Source organism: Streptomyces sp. NPDC048196, from assembly GCF_040652715.1.
Classification (GTDB): Bacteria; Actinomycetota; Actinomycetes; order Streptomycetales; family Streptomycetaceae; genus Streptomyces; species Streptomyces siderophoricus.
In genome coordinates this window covers 17,892-35,619 of sequence record NZ_JBEZMM010000030.1, presented here as the reverse complement: position 1 = coordinate 35,619, position 17,728 = coordinate 17,892, and the positions used below count along the sequence as shown (strand labels likewise).

Annotated in this window: 18 protein-coding genes and 1 pseudogene; 10 read left to right on the top strand and 9 right to left on the bottom strand. The window is 69.9% G+C overall.

The window, feature by feature from the left end; all coding sequences use genetic code 11:
• Positions 1-80 precede the first annotated feature (80 nt).
• The 3 genes and pseudogenes from AB0E02_RS25775 to AB0E02_RS25765 all read right to left on the bottom strand — a co-directional run bounded on the left by AB0E02_RS25775 (position 81) and on the right by AB0E02_RS25765 (position 2,128).
• On the bottom strand, positions 81-809 hold the full coding sequence (locus AB0E02_RS25775) for a hypothetical protein (RefSeq protein WP_362142993.1): 729 nt from the start codon (positions 807-809) through the stop codon (positions 81-83).
• A gap of 254 nt (positions 810-1,063) precedes the next feature.
• A pseudogene (locus AB0E02_RS25770) lies at positions 1,064-1,333 on the bottom strand (metallopeptidase TldD-related protein); the annotation flags it as partial.
• A 324-nt stretch (positions 1,334-1,657) separates the two neighbouring features.
• Positions 1,658-2,128, bottom strand: coding sequence for an ArsI/CadI family heavy metal resistance metalloenzyme (locus AB0E02_RS25765; RefSeq protein ID WP_362142991.1), 471 nt, complete (start codon positions 2,126-2,128; stop codon positions 1,658-1,660).
• 79 nt (positions 2,129-2,207) lie between these two features.
• Here AB0E02_RS25765 and AB0E02_RS25760 point away from each other — a divergent pair, with 79 nt between their 5' ends.
• The 3 genes from AB0E02_RS25760 to AB0E02_RS25750 are packed head-to-tail and all read left to right on the top strand — an operon-like array spanning position 2,208 to position 4,115.
• Positions 2,208-2,615 (top strand): metalloregulator ArsR/SmtB family transcription factor, encoded by a 408-nt coding sequence (locus AB0E02_RS25760; protein ID WP_362142989.1) that lies wholly within the window; start codon positions 2,208-2,210, stop codon positions 2,613-2,615.
• A complete protein-coding gene (arsB, locus tag AB0E02_RS25755) occupies positions 2,612-3,703 on the top strand; it encodes an ACR3 family arsenite efflux transporter (RefSeq protein WP_362142987.1) in 1,092 nt (363 codons plus the stop codon). The genes AB0E02_RS25760 and arsB overlap by 4 nt, the downstream gene beginning before the upstream one ends.
• Entirely contained in the window at positions 3,696-4,115 is a 420-nt protein-coding gene (locus tag AB0E02_RS25750; protein ID WP_362142985.1) for an arsenate reductase ArsC, read from the top strand. Before arsB ends, AB0E02_RS25750 begins: the two co-directional genes overlap by 8 nt.
• Positions 4,116-4,208: 93 nt before the next feature.
• Here the strand turns inward: AB0E02_RS25750 and AB0E02_RS25745 are convergent, their stop codons facing one another.
• From AB0E02_RS25745 to AB0E02_RS25735, 3 genes are all read right to left on the bottom strand, one after another.
• Positions 4,209-4,994, bottom strand: coding sequence for a protein kinase (locus AB0E02_RS25745; RefSeq protein WP_362143080.1), 786 nt, complete (start codon positions 4,992-4,994; stop codon positions 4,209-4,211).
• A gap of 124 nt (positions 4,995-5,118) precedes the next feature.
• Positions 5,119-5,241, bottom strand: coding sequence for a hypothetical protein (locus AB0E02_RS25740; protein WP_362142983.1), 123 nt, complete (start codon positions 5,239-5,241; stop codon positions 5,119-5,121).
• A gap of 507 nt (positions 5,242-5,748) precedes the next feature.
• Entirely contained in the window at positions 5,749-5,997 is a 249-nt protein-coding gene (locus tag AB0E02_RS25735) for a hypothetical protein (RefSeq protein WP_362142981.1), read from the bottom strand.
• A 191-nt stretch (positions 5,998-6,188) separates the two neighbouring features.
• Between AB0E02_RS25735 and AB0E02_RS25730 the strand changes: the two genes are divergently transcribed.
• Positions 6,189-7,529 (top strand): hypothetical protein, encoded by a 1,341-nt coding sequence (locus tag AB0E02_RS25730; protein WP_362142979.1) that lies wholly within the window; start codon positions 6,189-6,191, stop codon positions 7,527-7,529.
• Positions 7,530-8,056: 527 nt separating this feature from the next.
• Here AB0E02_RS25730 and AB0E02_RS25725 read toward each other — a convergent pair.
• On the bottom strand, positions 8,057-9,592 hold the full coding sequence (locus tag AB0E02_RS25725) for a TldD/PmbA family protein (protein ID WP_362142977.1): 1,536 nt from the start codon (positions 9,590-9,592) through the stop codon (positions 8,057-8,059).
• A 225-nt stretch (positions 9,593-9,817) separates the two neighbouring features.
• Here AB0E02_RS25725 and fabG point away from each other — a divergent pair, with 225 nt between their 5' ends.
• Positions 9,818-10,522 carry a 3-oxoacyl-[acyl-carrier-protein] reductase gene (gene fabG / locus AB0E02_RS25720; RefSeq protein ID WP_030411678.1) on the top strand — a complete coding sequence of 235 codons (705 nt, stop codon included), beginning with the start codon at positions 9,818-9,820 and terminating at the stop codon, positions 10,520-10,522.
• A gap of 5 nt (positions 10,523-10,527) precedes the next feature.
• Positions 10,528-11,298, top strand: a complete 771-nt coding sequence (gene fabI, locus AB0E02_RS25715) for an enoyl-ACP reductase FabI (RefSeq protein WP_030411677.1) — start codon at positions 10,528-10,530, stop codon at positions 11,296-11,298.
• A 367-nt stretch (positions 11,299-11,665) separates the two neighbouring features.
• Here the strand turns inward: fabI and AB0E02_RS25710 are convergent, their stop codons facing one another.
• Positions 11,666-12,361 (bottom strand): FCD domain-containing protein, encoded by a 696-nt coding sequence (locus AB0E02_RS25710; protein WP_362142974.1) that lies wholly within the window; start codon positions 12,359-12,361, stop codon positions 11,666-11,668.
• Positions 12,362-12,506: 145 nt separating this feature from the next.
• Here AB0E02_RS25710 and AB0E02_RS25705 point away from each other — a divergent pair, with 145 nt between their 5' ends.
• The 4 genes from AB0E02_RS25705 (at position 12,507) to AB0E02_RS25690 (ending at position 15,245) form a co-directional block, all read left to right on the top strand.
• A complete protein-coding gene (locus AB0E02_RS25705) occupies positions 12,507-13,829 on the top strand; it encodes an MFS transporter (protein WP_362142973.1) in 1,323 nt (440 codons plus the stop codon).
• Between the two features lie 61 nt (positions 13,830-13,890).
• Positions 13,891-14,010 carry an SGM_5486 family transporter-associated protein gene (locus AB0E02_RS25700; protein WP_261952231.1) on the top strand — a complete coding sequence of 40 codons (120 nt, stop codon included), beginning with the start codon at positions 13,891-13,893 and terminating at the stop codon, positions 14,008-14,010.
• A gap of 435 nt (positions 14,011-14,445) precedes the next feature.
• Positions 14,446-14,640, top strand: a complete 195-nt coding sequence (locus AB0E02_RS25695; protein WP_362142972.1) for a hypothetical protein — start codon at positions 14,446-14,448, stop codon at positions 14,638-14,640.
• Between the two features lie 86 nt (positions 14,641-14,726).
• Positions 14,727-15,245, top strand: coding sequence for a histidine phosphatase family protein (locus AB0E02_RS25690; protein WP_030411673.1), 519 nt, complete (start codon positions 14,727-14,729; stop codon positions 15,243-15,245).
• Positions 15,246-15,930: 685 nt separating this feature from the next.
• Here the strand turns inward: AB0E02_RS25690 and serB are convergent.
• Positions 15,931-17,178, bottom strand: a complete 1,248-nt coding sequence (serB, locus tag AB0E02_RS25685) for a phosphoserine phosphatase SerB (RefSeq protein WP_030411672.1) — start codon at positions 17,176-17,178, stop codon at positions 15,931-15,933.
• Positions 17,179-17,728: the final 550 nt, after the last annotated feature.

Here is a 17,728-nt window from a genome sequence, read left to right as displayed (position 1 = left end):
ATCGACCGGGCGGCGCGCTGCCAGGGGGCGTGACCGGGGGGAGTCGCGTCACGGACTTCAGCCTGGGGGAGGCACCCGGCTCAGTACGACGCGCCACTCTCAAGACGGCTCAGCATGAGCGAAAGGGCACTGCTCGCGTCATTGCGGTTCTGCTCCTGCGTCCCCGATTCTCCTCTGTCCACGTCGGTGTGCAGGAGGAATTTTCCCTTACGGCCGGTGAGGTACGTGTAGTAATCGTCGACCTTGTTGCCATTTTCATCCGAGACCTGATGGCCTTCCTCGGCCACCACTTCATCAAAACCGTTCAGCCCTGGAATCTTGATCTCGTGGACACCCTCGATCCGTGATTTTCCGGAGCTTTGCGTCGGGCATCGCTGCAGAGCCTCGCGCTGGTCGGAAACGCTGTACTGGGCCGACTCCGGCGTCTTGTACACGGTGGTCCAGGAGACGGCGCTGACCGTCTTGCCGGACGTTTTGGACCAGCGAGTCAGGGTGGCGAACGCGTTTTTGATCGGCTCGCTCGCCCAGTTGCAGTTCTGGTCGACGGTATTTTCGGTCAGATCGCTGTTCTCGTACGGGGTATCCGCCACATACCCATTGCCCCAGTCCGCCGGCTTCAGCGTCACGCGTTTGATCACATCGCTGGCTGCCGCAGGCGAGTCGACGCTCGGAATGCTGGACGGCTCTCCGGAATTCGTGTTGGGGGAGGCAGTGCCGCCCGAAGGATTTCCCTCGCCGTTGCCGGCGGTGGAAGCGAAGGCGATCGCGACTCCGATCGCGACGACGGCGACGCCGGTGCCGATGAGCACCGGCGGAGTGCGCCACCAGGGGCGTCGCGGGGGTGGAGGGCCGGGTTCCGGGGCGCGCCCGGGCAGCGGGCCGCTCGGAGGTCCGGCAGGCGGGCCGGTCGGTGGTGGGGAGCTCACGTGCGTCATCTACCACCGGTGGCGAAGGCGCCCCGGCGCCGGGCGCGAATTCACCTGACTGACCGGCGAAGGGCATGCGAGCAGAGCTGCGCCGGTGGGGTGGCCGCGCCCCCGTCCGGGTCCGGCGCAGGTCCCCGTCAGGCGCGGCCCGCCTCACTTGAGGTGTTGAGGATGTTCACGTTCCGGAACAGCGCGGACGGGCAGCCGTGCGACACCGCCGCCACCTGGCCGGGCTGCGCCTTCCCGCAGTTGAAGGCCCCTCCCAGGACGTAGGTGTCGGGCCCGCCGACGGCCTCCATCGATCCCCAGAACTCCGGAGTGATGCCCTGGTAGGCGACGTCCCGGAGCTGCCCGCCAAGGCGGCCGTCCCGGATCGCGTAGGCCCGCTGCTGGGTGAACTGGAAGTTCACGGGGGGAGCGGAGGGCATACCTCTCTAATGGGCATCTGTGCAGGTCAGGCGGCTTTTCATGGTCTCCCCTCATTCCCTGTTCATACCGGTTCAAACCGGACTGTACGGGGTCTGGTGATGACATGGTGTCGACCTGGGGCAGGGCTTAGAGGTGGCGTCGGCGCCTGTTTGGTGCGCGGCGGCCGTGAGGGCTGCGGCGTTGCTGTTCGGCGCCTCAACGCATAAGCGGGGCCCCGTCGTTCTTATGGAGCGGCGGGGCCTCACGCGAATTGAATGGCCTCTCCTGGGCGCGGTCGGGCTATCGCCGCGAAGGTGTCCCGATCAGCTTCCGCAGCCGCAGCCCGTTGCGGTGGTCGCCGTGGCCGGCTGGCTCTTGCAGCAGGCGTCACCGGTCACGGTGGGGTCGGCGCTCTTGCCCAGCGTGTCGGCGTCAGCCTTGACGACGTAGATCTCCCAAGGCTCCTGGCCGGGGCCGTGTACCCAGACCTTGTCCTGTAGGGCGTAGCAGCACGAGGTGTCGTTCTCCTCGAACGTGGCGAGACCTGCGTCCTTGAGTCGGGAGGTCGCTGCTGTCACCTGCTCCGTGGACTCGACCTCCACCCCAAGGTGGTCGAGACGGGTTTCCTGTCCGGGCTCACCCTCGATCAACACGAGCTTGAGCGGCGGCTCAGTGATGGCGAAGTTGGCGTAGCCCTCGCGACGCTTGGCCGGTTCGGCGCCGAACAGCTTCGAGTAAAAGGTGATCGACGCTTCTAGGTCGCTGACGCGCAGGGCGAGCTGTGCACGGGACATGGCGAGACTCCCATCGGCTTGCATTGATGTCTGTCGATGCAACATTGCGCCTTGGATCGAAGACTGTCAACATAGAGGCATGTCGAATCAAGAGCTTGTGGTGCTCGACCAGACCGGAGAGGCAGACGCATGCTGCCCGGGCCTACTGACAGCACCTCTCGATGAGGGCCAGGCCGTAGAACTCGCGAAGGTCTTCAAGGCACTGGGCGACCCGGTGCGACTCCGTCTGCTGTCCATGATCGCCTCGCGCGCTGGCGGCGAGGTGTGCGTGTGCGACCTGACCCCGGCGTTTGACCTGTCGCAGCCAACGATCTCGCATCACCTCAAGCTGCTTCGGCAGGCAGGACTCATCGACTGCGAGCGGCGCGGCACGTGGGTCTACTACTGGCTGCTTCCCGAGATGACCGATCGCCTTGCAGGCATCCTGACGCGCCCCGCCGGCGAGCCGCTGCCCGCCCCTGCTGAGGCCGCCGGGGCTGCCTCGTGAGCGCCGCGCCCGAGCAAGCCGTCGCCCGCCGTCTGTCGTTCCTCGACCGCTACCTTGCCGTCTGGATTCTCGCCGCGATGGCTGTCGGTCTCGGCCTCGGCCGCGTCGTACCTGGCCTCGGAGACGCTCTCGCCGAAGTCACGGTGACCGGGGTATCGCTGCCCATCGCCCTCGGCCTGCTGGTGATGATGTACCCGGTCCTCGCCAAGGTGCGTTATGACCGGCTCGACACCGTCACCCGTGACCGCCGTCTGCTGCTGCCCTCGCTGCTACTGAACTGGATCGTCGGACCGGCGGTCATGTTCGCGTTGGCGTGGCTGTTCCTGCCCGACCTTCCCGAGTACCGCACGGGCCTGATCATCGTGGGGTTGGCCCGGTGTATCGCCATGGTCATCATCTGGAACGACCTGGCCTGCGGCGACCGGGAGGCCGCGGCCGTACTGGTCGCGCTGAACTCGGTGTTTCAGGTGATCGCGTTCTCGGCCCTCGGATGGTTCTACCTGTCCGTGTTGCCCGGATGGCTCGGGCTTGAGCAGGCCGGCCTTGACGTGTCCGTGTGGGAGATCGCCCGAAGTGTGCTGATCTTCCTCGGAGTCCCCCTCGCCGCCGGGTACCTCACGCGCCGGATCGGCGAGAAGGCCAAGGGGCGCGCGTGGTACGAGACGAAGCTGATTCCGCGGATCGGGCCGTTCGCCCTGTACGGGCTGTTGTTCACGATCGTTGTCCTGTTCGCGCTGCAAGGCGACGCGATCACCTCGCAGCCGCTCGACGTCGCACGCATCGCGCTGCCGCTGCTGGTGTACTTCGCGCTCATGTGGGCCGGCTCCATGGCACTCGGCCGCGCCGCCGGACTCAACTACCCGCGGGCAACGACGCTCGCGTTCACGGCCGCGGGCAACAACTTCGAGCTGGCCATCGCGGTAGCCATTGCCACGTTCGGTGCCACCTCCGGGCAAGCCCTCGCCGGAGTGGTCGGCCCGCTCATCGAGGTACCGGTGCTGATCGGCCTCGTCTATGTCGCGCTCTACGCGCGCCGCTTCTTCACCGCACCCGCACTCGTGACCGAGGAAAGTCCCGCTCATGCCTGACACCGCCGTGCCGTCCGTCCTGTTCGTCTGCATCCACAACGCCGGCCGCTCCCAGATGGCCGCCGCGTTCGTCACCCACCTTGCGGGCGACCGCGTACAGGTGCGCTCTGCCGGGTCCGCCCCCGCCGACAAGGTGAACCCCGCCGTCGTGGCAGCGATGGCCGAGGTGGGCATCGATGTCTCTGCCGAGATCCCTAAGGTGCTCACTGTTGAGGCCGTGCAGGCGTCTGACGTGGTGATCACGATGGGCTGCGGGGACAGCTGCCCCGTGTTCCCCGGTAAGCGGTACTTGGACTGGCAGTTGGCCGATCCGGCCGGACAGGGGATTGAGGCCGTCCGGCCGATCCGCAACGAGATCGAAGAGCGTGTTCGTGGACTGATCAACGAGATCGCGTCCGCCGACGGGGCGTGACTTCCGCTCGACGTCCATGAAGATGAGGGCCCCACCTTGAGGAGGTGGGGCCTTCGCTTTGTCTGCCTCTGCTCGCTATCGGGCCCGTTAGCCTCAAGAGGAGTTGCGGAGTGCTCCACAGACTTCCAGGGCGGTCGGCCGGTCGGCCGGATCACGACTCATCATCTGTTCAATGAGGGGGCCCAGAGGGCTCCGTACCGTGATCGGTCGGTGCGGAGAGTCCACGATGGCTCGCCGCTGTTCCTCTCGGCTGGCGTCGTCCGGGTAGGGCACGTGCCGCCGGCCGGTAGCAGAGATGAAGAACGACGCACCCAGCGCGTACACGTCAGCCCGCGCGGTTGGTGCCGCAATGCCGGTCTCCAAGATGCTCCGGGAGATCTCGGGTGCTTCGTAGTGCACCAGGCAGCCCCTATAGCTGAAGTCATAGTTCTGGGGGACGTCGCCACCCTGTGCCAGGGCCAGATCGATAAGGGCCGTGCGGGTCGGCCCCATGACGAAGTGATTGGGCTGGACATCGCCGTGTACCCAACCCGCGGCATGGAGATCAGCCAGCGCCGTGGCACAGGAAAGCGCTTCGGCGAGGTTAGGCGCGGTGGAGACGCCGCTGCGCCGGTGGGGTTCCCACACTTCGAAGAGAGATTGGCCTTCCCACCAGGGTTGGGCGCTCCATGTGCCCTCTTCCCACTCGCCACAGTGGATGTCGTCGGTGCCGTTGAGCTGACGAAGGATGGCGGCCTCACGCGCCGGAGCCAAGGCTGTCCACGCGTGGCTTTGGCTTCGGTAGCCCAGTTTTACGGCGAAGCGGCCGACAGGGGTGCGAACGTCCCAGACGGTAGAGCCTCGTCTGTTGACCACGAGCCGCTTGCTCAAAGGCTGCACGATATTGCGAACGTGATCGGGAAGATCAAATGGTCCTGGGCCCGGCATCGTTGATCCTCTCAGCGACGAAGAGCCGACCCCCGGAAGGAGGCCGGCCCCAAGGACGGGTGGAGACTATCGACTGTCAGCTGTAGTAGTCGCGTCCGTCGTCAGAGTCCCCGGTTGGCGGGTTGCCGCCCTGCCCGTCGTCCTCGTCCTCACCGCCACGAACGATGGCAGCGCGCTTCAGTGCGTCCTTGAGCGTCAAGGCTGATGCCTCCTCAAGTCACTGACCGAGGACTTTCCCCGGTCCGCCGTGCACTTGCTCACCCGCCCGGCCGTGCGTAACCGAACGGGAATCATTGGGCCCACTTGCCGATTTCCTCCCCCGAATTCCGCGTAAGGCTCAGCGTGGGGGCGCGCATCGTCTGTACGCTCATCCGAGTCGCTAACCGGCGCACCATGAGCGTTGGGTGAGGTGGCAATCACGGCAGCAGGAGCGCCTGCGCCGAGAAGTGCTAGCAAGGCAATTGGGCGCCATACACACAGCTTGATGGACTGCTGGTTGGTTTTCGCGTGTGCGCCGCTCATCGGAAATCGCCGTCCGCGGTTCGCTGCCCCCGCGTCCGCTTTACCTTCAATTCGCTCAGACTCTTGACCGGCCACTCTCGCCCGAAAGACCGGAGGAACGGAACGCCCCTTCGGATGTCTGTCAAGATCGCCAGGCGGCCGGGCTCGTACTCGACTTCATCGCCTACTTGCGGCTGGCGGCTGCTCATGGTGCGGCCTCGATCTGGTCCGGGCCGGTCGTCCACTCCACCCCGCCGCCCACCGGCGAGAGCCACGCCACCGGCGGCGTGTCAGGGATCCAGAGCACGAGTCCCGGGTTGTTGTCCTTCGGATCGGGAGCGAGGGCTCGCAGAATGCCGACTCGATCATCGTGGCCGTGGTCGATGACCCGTCGACCCAGCAGAGGGTGATGAAGGTGGCCGAATTCGAGATGTGTAGTGGTTTGCGTGGTCATCGTGGACGCCTCGCTATCGAGAGATCGGTGCCCTGTCGCTCCTCCCGCGCGGAGGTCCGACGGAGCCGTCAACGAGCCGCTGGACGGGGGCACCCAACGGCCGGTAATCACTCAACTCCCTTACGCAGCCGTGGGTAAGAGAGCACAGTGGAGAGGCGGTTGAACCGGTTGAACGCTCGGGGGTACACGAGATGGCACCACGATCAAGGACGCCGAACCTCGCCCTTACGGGCCTCATGCGGGAAGGCGGCTTCGGAAACGCGCAGCTGGCCCGTGCAGTGAACCGTGCCGGCGCAGAACTCGGCGTGACGCTGCACTATGACAAGACCTCGGTCTCGCACTGGTTGAAGGGGGCACTGCCGCAACAGGCGGCGCGGCCCGCGATCACCGAGGCACTCTCACGTCTTCTCGCACGGCCCGTAACGTCCAGGGAGGCAGGCTTCCCTGGGAGTGCTGAGCTGGACGAATCGCCGGACGTGGTGGCTGGAGTGGTGGACTTGGGCAGGGCCGATATGGACCCCTCGCGGCGCGCTGTACTGGGCGCCGGACTGTACGCAGCAGCACTGGTTGTACCGAGATTCGATGACCTGACCGCCAACGGTGATCTTGCGCCCGCTGCGCCTGCCGCCCGTATCGGGGCGGGGGAAGTGACGACGGTCCGCCAGATGACACAGAAGATCGCAGACATCTTGGATGAACTCGGCGGCGGTCATGCGCGGCCGATGGCTGCTGCATTCCTCGTCAACACCGTGGGCCCCTACTTGAGAGCTGGCGGCAGCGAGGTGGCCCAGAAAGCGATGCGTAGCGCGGCGTCCGATCTGGTGTACCTCACCGGCTGGATGGCCATGTACGAGCGCGAACACGGGCTCGGCCAGAAGTACTACGTCAAAGCTCTCAAGCTTGCGGGTCAGGCCGATGATCACGTCACGTACTGCCGCACATTGCGGGGCATGGCGTTGCAGGCCTCGAATCTTGGCTATGGCAACAGGGCGCTGGAGCTGGCGGACAGTGCTGCCGAAGCGGCGCCTGCGTCTGGGCCGCGCCTGGTGGCGTTCCTGCGCGGTCAACAGGCCCACGGTGCGGCCATGGTGAACGACCGTAGGCAAGCCTTCCGCCGGCTCCGCGAGACTGAAACAGCGCTGAGCAGGGCGGACGGCCGCAATGACCACATCGGAGGGTACGACCGGACGGCGTATGAATTTCACGTGGCCCATGTCCTCTGGGAACTGGGAGATCAAGCAGGTTCGGTTAAGGCTCTGCGTCGGTCGAACCGCTATCGGCCAGCGGCGGAACGGCAAGGGCGCGTCCATGCAACAGGGTTGCTCGCCACGCGTCTGATGCAGATGCGGCACGTTGAGGAAGCCTGCCGCGAGTGGGAGCACTTCTTGGACGACTACATGGGGGTCTCCAGTGCTCGCGGGGATGATCACTTTGCCGCTCTGCAAGCGGGCCTGCGACCTTACCGACAGCTCCCCGCGGTGCGATCCCTGGGTGAAAGGGTGCGGGAGGTCGCCCGGCTCAAGGCTGCCTGAGTTCACGTCGTGGGCCGCCGGGGTGGGGTGCTGCGGCGGCAGAGAAGTCGCGACGCTGGGCTGATGGCAGGTCGGCAATGGTCCGTACCTCGCTCCTTCGAACAGGCGCGATGCGGGGCGGTACACCGCGGTGCTCCGGGAGTTCTCGTGCGGTGAAGGGCCGCGGCTGTCGTGGCGGGTGGCGTGGCGGTCGCAGTACACGCCGAAGAGTTTCCGGCACGTCTTCGTGTCCGAGGCCATCCACGCTGACATCCCGGTCTTCGAGCTCGCGGCCTGGGTGGGGCATCGCACGACCAGGACGACGGAGCCGGCCTACGGACATCTCGTCCGTCGCGCCATGGCCCGAGGTGCCCGCACCATGCACAACCGCTTGGGCCTGAAGTTGGCCCCCTTCCAGGGCCTCATCGGGCCGCCTCAGCTGACCCCCTCAGAGGGAGATGTCGAGGACGGGGACGGCGTGGCCTGCGAGGTTGGCCGGTGATGACGTGTCGACTCGGTGCAGACTTTGGTACCGGAACGTCGCACGGTCAGGTGCGGCCGGCCTCCGCCGAAGCATTCAGGATGTTCACGTTCCGGAACAGCGCGGACGGGCAGCCGTGCGACACCGCCGCCACCTGGCCGGGCTGCGCCTTCCCGCAGTTGAAGGCCCCTCCCAGGACGTAGGTGTCGGGCCCGCCGACGGCCTCCATCGATCCCCAGAACTCCGGAGTGATGCCCTGGTAGGCGACGTCCCGGAGCTGCCCGCCAAGGCGGCCGTCCCGGATCGCGTAGGCCCGCTGCTGGGTGAACTGGAAGTTGTACCGCTGCATGTCGATCGACCACGAGCGGTCGCCCACCACGTAGATGCCGCGCTCCACGCCCGCGATCAGCTCCTCGGTGGACGGTCCGCCGGGCGCCGGCTGGAGGGACACGTTCGCCATCCGCTGCACGGGGACATGGCCCGGAGAGTCCGCGTAGGCACATCCGTTGGAACGTGCGAAACCGGTCAACCTGGCGATTCTGCGGTCGAGTTGGTAGCCGACCAGGACGCCGTCCCGGACCAGGTCCCAGGACTGCGCGGCCACCCCCTCGTCGTCGTAGCCGATCGTGGCGAGACCGTGCTCGGCGGTGCGGTCACCGGTCACGTTCATCAGCGGGGAGCCGTACGTCAGCTTCCCGAGCTGGTCGAAGGTGGCGAAGGAGGTGCCGGCGTACGCCGCCTCGTAGCCCAGCGCCCGGTCCAGCTCGGTCGCGTGCCCGATCGACTCGTGGATCGTCAGCCACAGGTTGGACGGATCCACCACCAGGTCGTAACGGCCGGGCTCGACGCTGGGCGCGCACATCTTCTGGGCGAGGTGCTCCGGCATCCGGGCCAGCTCCGCGTCCCAGTCCCAGTGGCCGCCGGTCAGGTACTCCCAGCCGCGGCCCACCGGCGGGGCGAGGGTGCGCATCGAGTCGAAGTCGCCGCTGTCGGGGTCCACCGCGACCGCGGTCAGCTGCGGGTGCAGCCGGACGCGCTGCTGCGTGGTGCTGGTGCCCGCGGTGTCCGCGTAGAACTTGTTCTCCTGGACGGTCATCAGCGAGGCGTCCGCGTGCGCCACGCCGTCGGCGGCCAGCAGCCGGGAGCTCCACTCCGCCAGCAGCTCCGTCTTGTCCGCGTCCGGCACGTCGAACGGGTTGACCTCGTACGAGGACACCCACGTACGGTCCGGATGCGCGGGCTCCGCCGCCAGCTCCACCCTCTCCTCGGAGCCGGCGGCCTTGAGGACCTTCGCCGACAGCTTCGCCATAGCCACCGCCTGCGCGGCCACCCGCGCCGCGGCGTCCATCGTCAGGTCCACCCCGGACGCGAAGCCCCACGCCCCGTCGTGCACCACCCGCACCGCGTACCCCAGGTCGGTGGTGTCGGAGGTCCCGGACGTCCGGGCGTCGCGGAGCCGCCAGGACGCCTCCCGGATCCGCTCCAGGCGGAAGTCCGCGTGCGTGGCGCCCAGGGCGCGGGCCCGGGCCAGCGCGGCGTCGGCCAGCGCGCGCAGCGGCAGCGCCAGGAACGATGCGTCGAGGGCATGGGGTGCAGCGGCCAAGGCGTCCTCCCGTAGTCGGCGCCTGCATCATGCCTTGTGGCGGCCGCGCGGCCCAGAGGACCGGCGGTGTGGCACGGCGCGTCGGCCACCGCGGGTGGGGGGTTCTGTGGGGACCCGACAGAGCGCGGCGCGCGCGCCTGTCCGTGCTCGATTCCCCGGAAGCGCCCCGTGACCGATAGTTTCGTATCGAACGCAGGACGGACAGGAAACGGAAAGGGTGATCTCTTGAGCCGCTCGGTTCTGGTCACCGGAGGTAACCGCGGCATCGGCCTCGCCATCGCCCGGTCCTTCGCCGAGGCAGGCGACAAGGTCGCCATCACCTACCGCTCGGGCGAGCCGCCCGCGGGATTTTTGGCCGTGAAGTGCGACATCACGGACAGCGAACAGGTCGAGCAGGCGTACAAGGAGATCGAGGAGAAGCACGGTCCGGTCGAGGTGCTGGTGGCGAACGCCGGCGTCACCCGTGACCAGCTCCTGATGCGGATGTCCGAGGAGGACTTCACCTCGGTCCTGGAGACCAACCTCACCGGCACGTTCCGGGTGGTCAAGCGCGCCAACCGCGCCATGCTGCGGGCCCGCAAGGGACGGATCGTGCTGATCTCGTCCGTGGTGGGTCTGATGGGCGGCGCGGGACAGGCGAACTACGCCGCCTCCAAGGCCGGTCTGGTGGGCTTCGCCCGCTCCCTCGCACGCGAGCTGGGCAGCCGCAACATCACCGTCAACGTCGTCGCGCCGGGCTTCGTCGACACCGACATGACCCGGGTGCTCACCGACGAGCAGCGGGAGAACATCGTCAAGCAGGTACCGCTCGCGCGCTACGCGCAGCCCGAGGAGGTCGCTTCCTCGGTCCGCTTCCTGGCCTCCGACGAGGCCGCTTACATCACCGGAGCCGTCATTCCCGTCGACGGCGGATTGGGCATGGGTCACTGATCAGCATGAGTGGAATCCTCGCAGGCAAGCGCATCCTCGTGACGGGCGTTCTGACCGAGTCGTCGATCGCGTTCCAGGCGGCCAAGGTCGCCCAGAACGAGGGCGCCGAGGTCATCCTCACCGGCTTCGGCCGGCTCTCCCTGGTGGAGCGGATCGCCAAGCGCCTCCCCAAGGAGGCCCCGGTCATCGAGCTGGACGTCACCAACCAGGAGCACCTGGACGGCCTGGCCGACAAGATCCGCGAGCACCAGGGCGAGGGCGCCCGCCTCGACGGCATCGTGCACTCCATCGCCTTCGGCCCCCAGGGCGCCTTCAACTTCCTGGAGGCCGGCTGGGAGGACGTCAGCACCGCGGTCCAGGTCTCGGCGTACTCCTACAAGTCGCTGACCATGGCGTGCCTGCCCCTCATGGAGCACGGCGGCGCGGTCGTCGGCCTCACCTTCGACGCGCAGATCGCCTGGCCGAAGTACGACTGGATGGGCGTGGCCAAGGCGGCGCTGGAGAGCACCAACCGCTACCTGGCGCGCGACCTCGGCCCGAAGGGCATCCGCTGCAACCTGGTCTCGGCCGGCCCGATCAAGTCGATGGCCGCCAAGTCCATCCCCGGCTTCGAGGAGCTGGCGGACGTGTGGAACCACCGCGCCCCGATCGGCTGGGACCTGGCCGACCCGGAGCCGGCCGGCCGCGGCGTGGTCGGCCTGCTGTCCGACTTCTTCCCCCGCACCACCGGCGAGATCGTGCACGTCGACGGCGGCGTCCACATGATGGGCGCCTGACGGCCCCTCGCCTCCGTACGCCGTACTTCGTACGTCGCACTCGCACGTCCCGTACGTCGCACTCGCACGTCCCGTACGTCGCACTCCGTACTGCCCGCCCCGGTCACCGGGGCGGGCGGTGCGCGTTGTGGCCTGGGGGCTCTTCGATCGAGCTCCCTTTTGCGGTTCGCTTCGGGAATACCTCCCGCGCCCGCCCGGTTGTGGCCCCGCAGGGGGCCCTCGCGTCCCCTACGGGATCCGTTCGAACGCCCCCTAGGGGTCTTCGTGACCCCGTGCGACCGCCCCGAGGCCAGGGCAAACCAGCCCCCAAGCCCCGGCCCCCGCCCCCAGGCCCCGGCCCCCGCCCCCAGGCCCCGGCCCCCGCCCCCTAACGCTCCCCCGAGCTCTCCAGCACCCCCGCCCGGCAGCCGAACGGATGGGTGCTGGCTTCGGCCGCGGCGCGGTCGCCGTCGCCCGCGCGGATCGCCTCGACCAGGCGGGAGTGGTCCATGTGCGCCTCCGGACGCAGCTCCTCGCCGACGTCCGCCCGGAGGAAGTCGCGCAGCACCCCGCCGAGGTCGGCGTAGATCTCGGCCAGCACCTCGTTGTGCGAGGCGGACACGATGGCCATGTGCAGGGTGGCGTCCGCCTCCACGAACGCCTCCGCGGCACCGGACTCCCAGGCCCGCTCGCGCCGCTCCAGCAGGGTGTCGATCTGCCGCAGGTCCTGCTCGGTGCGGCGGCGCGCGGCCAGCCGGGCGGCGGTCGCCTCCAGGGCGCTGCGCAGCTCGGCGACGTGCCCCGGCTCGGCCGCCGCGAACCGGCGGTTCATCACCCCGGCCAGTTCACTGGTCGCCACCACGTACGTGCCCGAGCCCTGCCGGATGTCCAGCAGCCCGTTGTGCGCCAGTGCGCGCACGGCCTCGCGGACGGTGTTGCGGGCCACCCCGAGCTGCTCGACGAGTTCCGGCTCGGTCGGGATGCGCGAGCCCACCGGCCACTCGCCGGAGGTGATCTGGGCGCGCAGCTGCGCGATCACCTGGTCGGCCAGTGCGGAGCGGCGGGGCGAGGTCAGAGGCGGCATGTCAGCGCTCCGGTGTGCAGGGGCGGACGGACGGCGACGGCGCGGCGCCCGGCGGGTCCTCCCGGCCCCCGGTGCCGGCCGGGACAGCAGAGGCTATCGACATCGGCTGGACACGTATTCATCCCATGATTCTATGATGAGTCCCATGGCAGACGAAGACCTCGCGACCGTCGGCACCGAAGCCGACGCCCGTACGACCACCACCGCCCCGGCGCCCGACGGCACCGGGGCGCAGCCGGACGCCGCGGCGGGCGCCCCGGGGAGCGTCTCGGCCGCCGGGCGCTGGCTGCCGCGGATCGTGATCGCCGGTCTCGTCCTGGCGGCGCTCAACCTCCGCCCGGCCATCACCAGCCTCGGCGCGCTCCTGGAGGAGGTCCGCGACGGCCTCGGCATGAGCGGCACCCTCGCCGGGCTGCTCACCTCCGTACCGCCGCTGTGCTTCGCGGTCTTCGGGTTCGCCGCGCCCCGGCTGGCCCGGCGCTGGGGGCCCGGCGCGATCGTCTGCGCGGGCATGGCGGCGATCGCCGTGGGCGTCGTGGTGCGCCCGTACGCCGGCGGCACCGGCGGGTTCCTCGCCGCCAGCGCGCTCGCCCTGGCCGGCATCGCGGTCAGCAACGTGCTGATGCCGGTCGTGATCAAGAGCTGGTTCCCGGACCGGGTCGGCCCGCTGACCGGGCTGTACTCGATGGCGCTGGCCCTGGGCACCTCGCTCGCCGCGGCGGTCACCGTGCCCATGACCCAGGCGCTGGGCGGCAGTTGGCGCACCGGGCTGGCGGTGTGGGCGGGGCTCGCCGCGGTCGCCGTGCTGCCGTGGCTCGCGGTCGTACGGCGGCGTGCCACGGCCTCCGGGCCGGCCGCGGGCGGCGGCATGCGCACGGGGGAGACCCCGCTGCGGATCACCTCGTCGCCGACCGCCTGGGCGCTCGCCGTCTTCTTCGGCCTCCAGGCCACCGCCGCGTACATCACCATGGGCTGGATGCCGCAGATCTTCCGCGACGCCGGGGTCTCGGCACAGACCGCAGGGGTGCTGCTGGCGGTCACCATGGCGATGGGGGTCCCGCTGTCCTTCGTGCTGCCGCGGCTGGCGTCCCGGATGCGGCATCAGGGTCCGCTCGCGGTGTTCCTGGGGATCTGCGGTCTGGCCGGCTATACGGGGCTGTGGCTGGCGCCGGCCGCCGGGGCGTGGGCCTGGGCGCTGCTGATGGGCATCTCCAACTGCTCGTTCCCGCTCGCCCTGACCATGATCGGCATGCGCTCGACCAGCTCCGCCGGTGTCGTCAAGCTGTCCGCCTTCGCCCAGAGCGTCGGCTATCTGATCTCCATCCCGGGCCCGCTGCTGGTCGGCACGCTCTACCAGCACAGCGGCGGCTGGAGCCTGCCGATCGCCCTGATGGCGGGGCTGATGGTGCCGCAGATCGCGGTCGGCGTGCTGGCCGGCCGGGACCGCCGGATCGAGGACGAGGCCTGAGCGCCGGCCGGGAGCCCCGCCCCGGGCTCACGGCCGGATCCGCGGGTGCGACACTGGGCCCATGCCAGTGCTCGAACCGAATCCGCAGGGCAGCCAGAAGAAGCTGCTCCTCGTGCTGGGCCTCATGCTCGGTGTGACCGTCGTCGTCGCGATCATCGCGAGCATCGCCGCGCCACGGTGAAGACTGCCGCGCCACGGTGACGTCGTCTGCCGCGGCGTGCCGGGTGCGGCGTGCCGGGTGCGGCGTGCGGCGACCGCGGGGGGTACGTACGGTCCGGTCGGCCGCGGCCGGGGGAGACGGGCGGGTGGGGACAACCCCCGATCCCTTAGGGGGCCGGTATCAGGGATAAGTGGGTGGCTTCCCGGATAGGAACGGCCGCCGGTGATCCGTAGCTTCGAAGTACACCGCACAGCGCGGTGGCCGAGCCGCACCCCGCGGCCGTGCAGCCCCTTCGATGCGTTACGGAGGCGGATCCCCATGTCCGCCGCGTTCAGCCGGCCACCCGCGGCCCAGGCCGCCCGCCTGCGGAGGACCAGCGGCCCGCGGACGCACGGCTCCCGGACACACGGCCCGCGGACGCCCGGTCCCCGGACACACGGCCCGCGGATACCCGGCTTGCGGATACCCCGGCTGCGCACGCGCGGTCTGCGGGCGCGGCTGCCGTGGTGGGCGCTGGCGCTTCCGGTGGTCTCCTTCTTGGCCCTGTTGGCGGTCGTGGCGAGCCCCGCCCGGGCGAGTGCGGCGAGCGCCCCGCAGGGGTTCGCGGTGCTGCTCGAGTACCTCGCGGGAATTCTCCGGATAGGTGCCTGAGCGCCCCGGTTGCCTGCTGTCACCCGGCAGGGGGAGCGCTTCAACACCCCGCGCCCCGCGCCGCCTTTCGTGCGAAGCTGGGACGCATGAGCGTCGATACACCCCGCCGGATTGTCCTCCTCCGCCATGCCAAGGCCGAATGGTCGGAGACCAGCGATCATGAGCGTCCGCTCGCCGAGCGCGGCCGCAAGGACGCCCCCGTCGCCGGCCGCTGGCTGGCCGGTTCGGGCGTGACCCCCGACCTGACGTTGTGCTCGACGTCGACGCGCACCCGCGAGACGTGGAAGCTCGCCGTCCATGAACTCCCCCAGCGTCCCAAGACCGTCTACGACGAGCGGATTTACGAGGCTTCCCTGGGCGAGCTGATCGCCCTGCTCAACGAGACCTCGGACGATGTCACCGACCTCGTGCTGGTCGGGCACAACCCGGGCGTGCACGCCCTCGCGGACGCGCTGTCGGGGGAGGCCGACGGCGATCTGCTGCCGCGGATGAACCGCAGCGGCTTTCCGACGGCCGCGATCGCCGTGGTCGCCTTCAACGGCTCGTGGAAGTCGGTGGAGCACGGCGTCGGCCGGCTGATCGCGTACTGGACGCCACAGGGCTGAGTCTCCCGCGCTCGGACGTCGCAGGGCTGAGTCTCCCGCGCTCGGACGTCGCAGGGCTGAGTCTCCCGCGCTCGGACGTCGCAGGGCTTAGTCCCCACCGCCCTCGGACGCCGCAGGGCCGAGCCTCCCGCCCGGATGCGGCAAGACCGAGCGCCCCGCCCGGACGCCGCAGGGCTTGAGCCCCCGCGCCGCGACGGCACCGCCGGGCCGAGGTCCCCGGCCCGGCAGCCGCCGCCGTCCCACGGCGCGAGACGCCCGAGCGGGACAGCAAACGGAAGCGGGGCCCGGCACACCGCCGGGGCCCCGCTCATGCATCGGTCCGCCGCTCAGGGCTCACGTACGGGTGCGGCCCGCAGGCCCGCCCCCGCCCTGCCCGCCCAGCCCTCCGGCCCCGGGGCTCTCCTCACCAAGCCGGCACCAAGCCGGCACCAAGCCGGCCACGCCCACCCTGCGCACGGCGCCCGCCCCACTCACCCCGCGCACGTAATCTGCCCCCGCTCACCCCGCGCACATGCTGCCCCCACTCACCCCGCGCACGTAATCTGCCCCCCGCTCACCCCACGCACGCGTCGCCCCCGCTCACCCCACGTACGAGCTGCCGTCCGCTCACCCCGGACCCGGCGCTCGCCCCACGCACCCCACGCACGCGCCGCCCCCGCTCACCGCGCGTCCGTGCTGCCCCCGCTCACTCCGCGTGTGTGTCCGCCGCCTCGACCTCTTCGCGGGTGATGCCCAGCAGGTACAGCACGGTGTCCAGGAACGGCACGTTCACGGCCGTGTGTGCGGCCTCCCGCACCACCGGCTTGGCGTTGAAGGCGACCCCGAGACCGGCCGCGTTGAGCATGTCCAGATCGTTGGCGCCGTCACCGATCGCCACGGTCTGGTCCAGCGGGACCCCGGCCTGGTGCGCGAAGTCCCGCAGCAGCCGCGCCTTGCCCGCCCGGTCCACGATGGGCCCGGTGACCCGGCCGGTGAGTTTGCCGTCGACGATCTCCAGGGTGTTGGCGTTGGCGAAGTCCAGCCCCAGTTCTTCCTGAAGTGCGTCGGTGACCTGGGTGAAACCGCCCGAGACGACGCCGACTTGATAGCCGAGCCGCTTGAGCGTCCGTACCAGGGTGCGGGCGCCGGGGGTGAGCCGCACCTCCTTGCGCACCGCCTCCACCACCGACTCGTCGAGGCCCGCGAGCAGCTTGACCCGGGCGTGCAGCGACTGCTCGAAGTCCAGCTCACCGCGCATCGCGGCGGTGGTCACCTCGGCCACCTCGGCCTCGCAGCCCGCGTGCGCCGCGAACAGCTCGATGACCTCGTCCTGGATCAGCGTCGAGTCGACGTCCATCACGACCAGCCGCTGGGCCCGGCGCTGCAGCCCGGCCGCCACCACGGCGACGTCCACGCCCAGCTGCGCGGCCTCCAGGGCCAGCGCGGTACGCAGCGCCTCGGTGGCCGCACCGGAGACGGCGAATTCGACGGCGGTCACCGGATATTTGGCGAGCCGGAAAATACGGTCGATGTTGCCGCCGGTGGCCGTTATGGCGGCGGCGATGGCGGCGGTGGACTCCGCAGTGAGCGGGTGGCCGAGCACGGTGACGTGCGAACGCCCGGTGCCGCGCGGACGGTTGTCGCCCCGGCCGGAGATGATCTCCGCCTGGAGGTTCAGTGACTCGGCCCAGCTGTGCACGGTGGCCCGCAGGTCCCCCTCGGAGGAGCCGCTGGTGCCCTCCCCGGGGGAGGGGGTGGTGACCAGTGCGCACAGCGTGATGCGCCCCCGGGTCACGACCTGCTCGATGTCCACGACATCGACGGAGTAGGCGGCGAGGGTGTCGAAGAGACCTGCGGTGATGCCGGGCCGGTCCTTCCCGAAGATCTTCACGAGAAGGGTCGGTACGTCATCGCCCGGTACGGCGGTGGCAGGCGGGATCTGCGATGCGCTCATGGTGCCCTTACGGTAACCGCCGGGCCGTCGCGTCCGTACGGCTGTCCGGGGTTCGGACCGCGGCGGTACGGTCCGCCACCGGCCCGCGCCCCTCGCGGTGGGCCCGCCGGCCGCGGCCCGGCAGGCCCGTCGATCGTTATGGAGTCGTGTCCGGCCCGCCCGGATCCGCAGGTCGGGACAACCCCGGCGGAAAGCCCAACCTCCTTGGCCCGCCGCCGGGTTCGGTACGCCGCGGCCGGCACGTACCGAGGGCGGAGCACACCCGGACCGCGTACGCGGCAGCGCGCGCACGGCGGGCCGGCGCACCGCGCACGCACCGCGGCCATGATCCGGATGATGTCCGCTTCCTCCCATGATGCGGCTTGTGCGGCCGGTCCGCACGGCCTCCCGGGCCGCCCCGCGCGACCTCCCCGGCGCGGGCCGCCGCCCCGTCCGTGCGCCCGCCCGTCCGGTACACCCGTAATCCGGTGATCCCGGCGGATCCATGGGTTCTTCCCGTGCTCCGGGAGTGTTTGGCGGCCCCCGCAGAAACCGTCTGCACCCCGGCCCC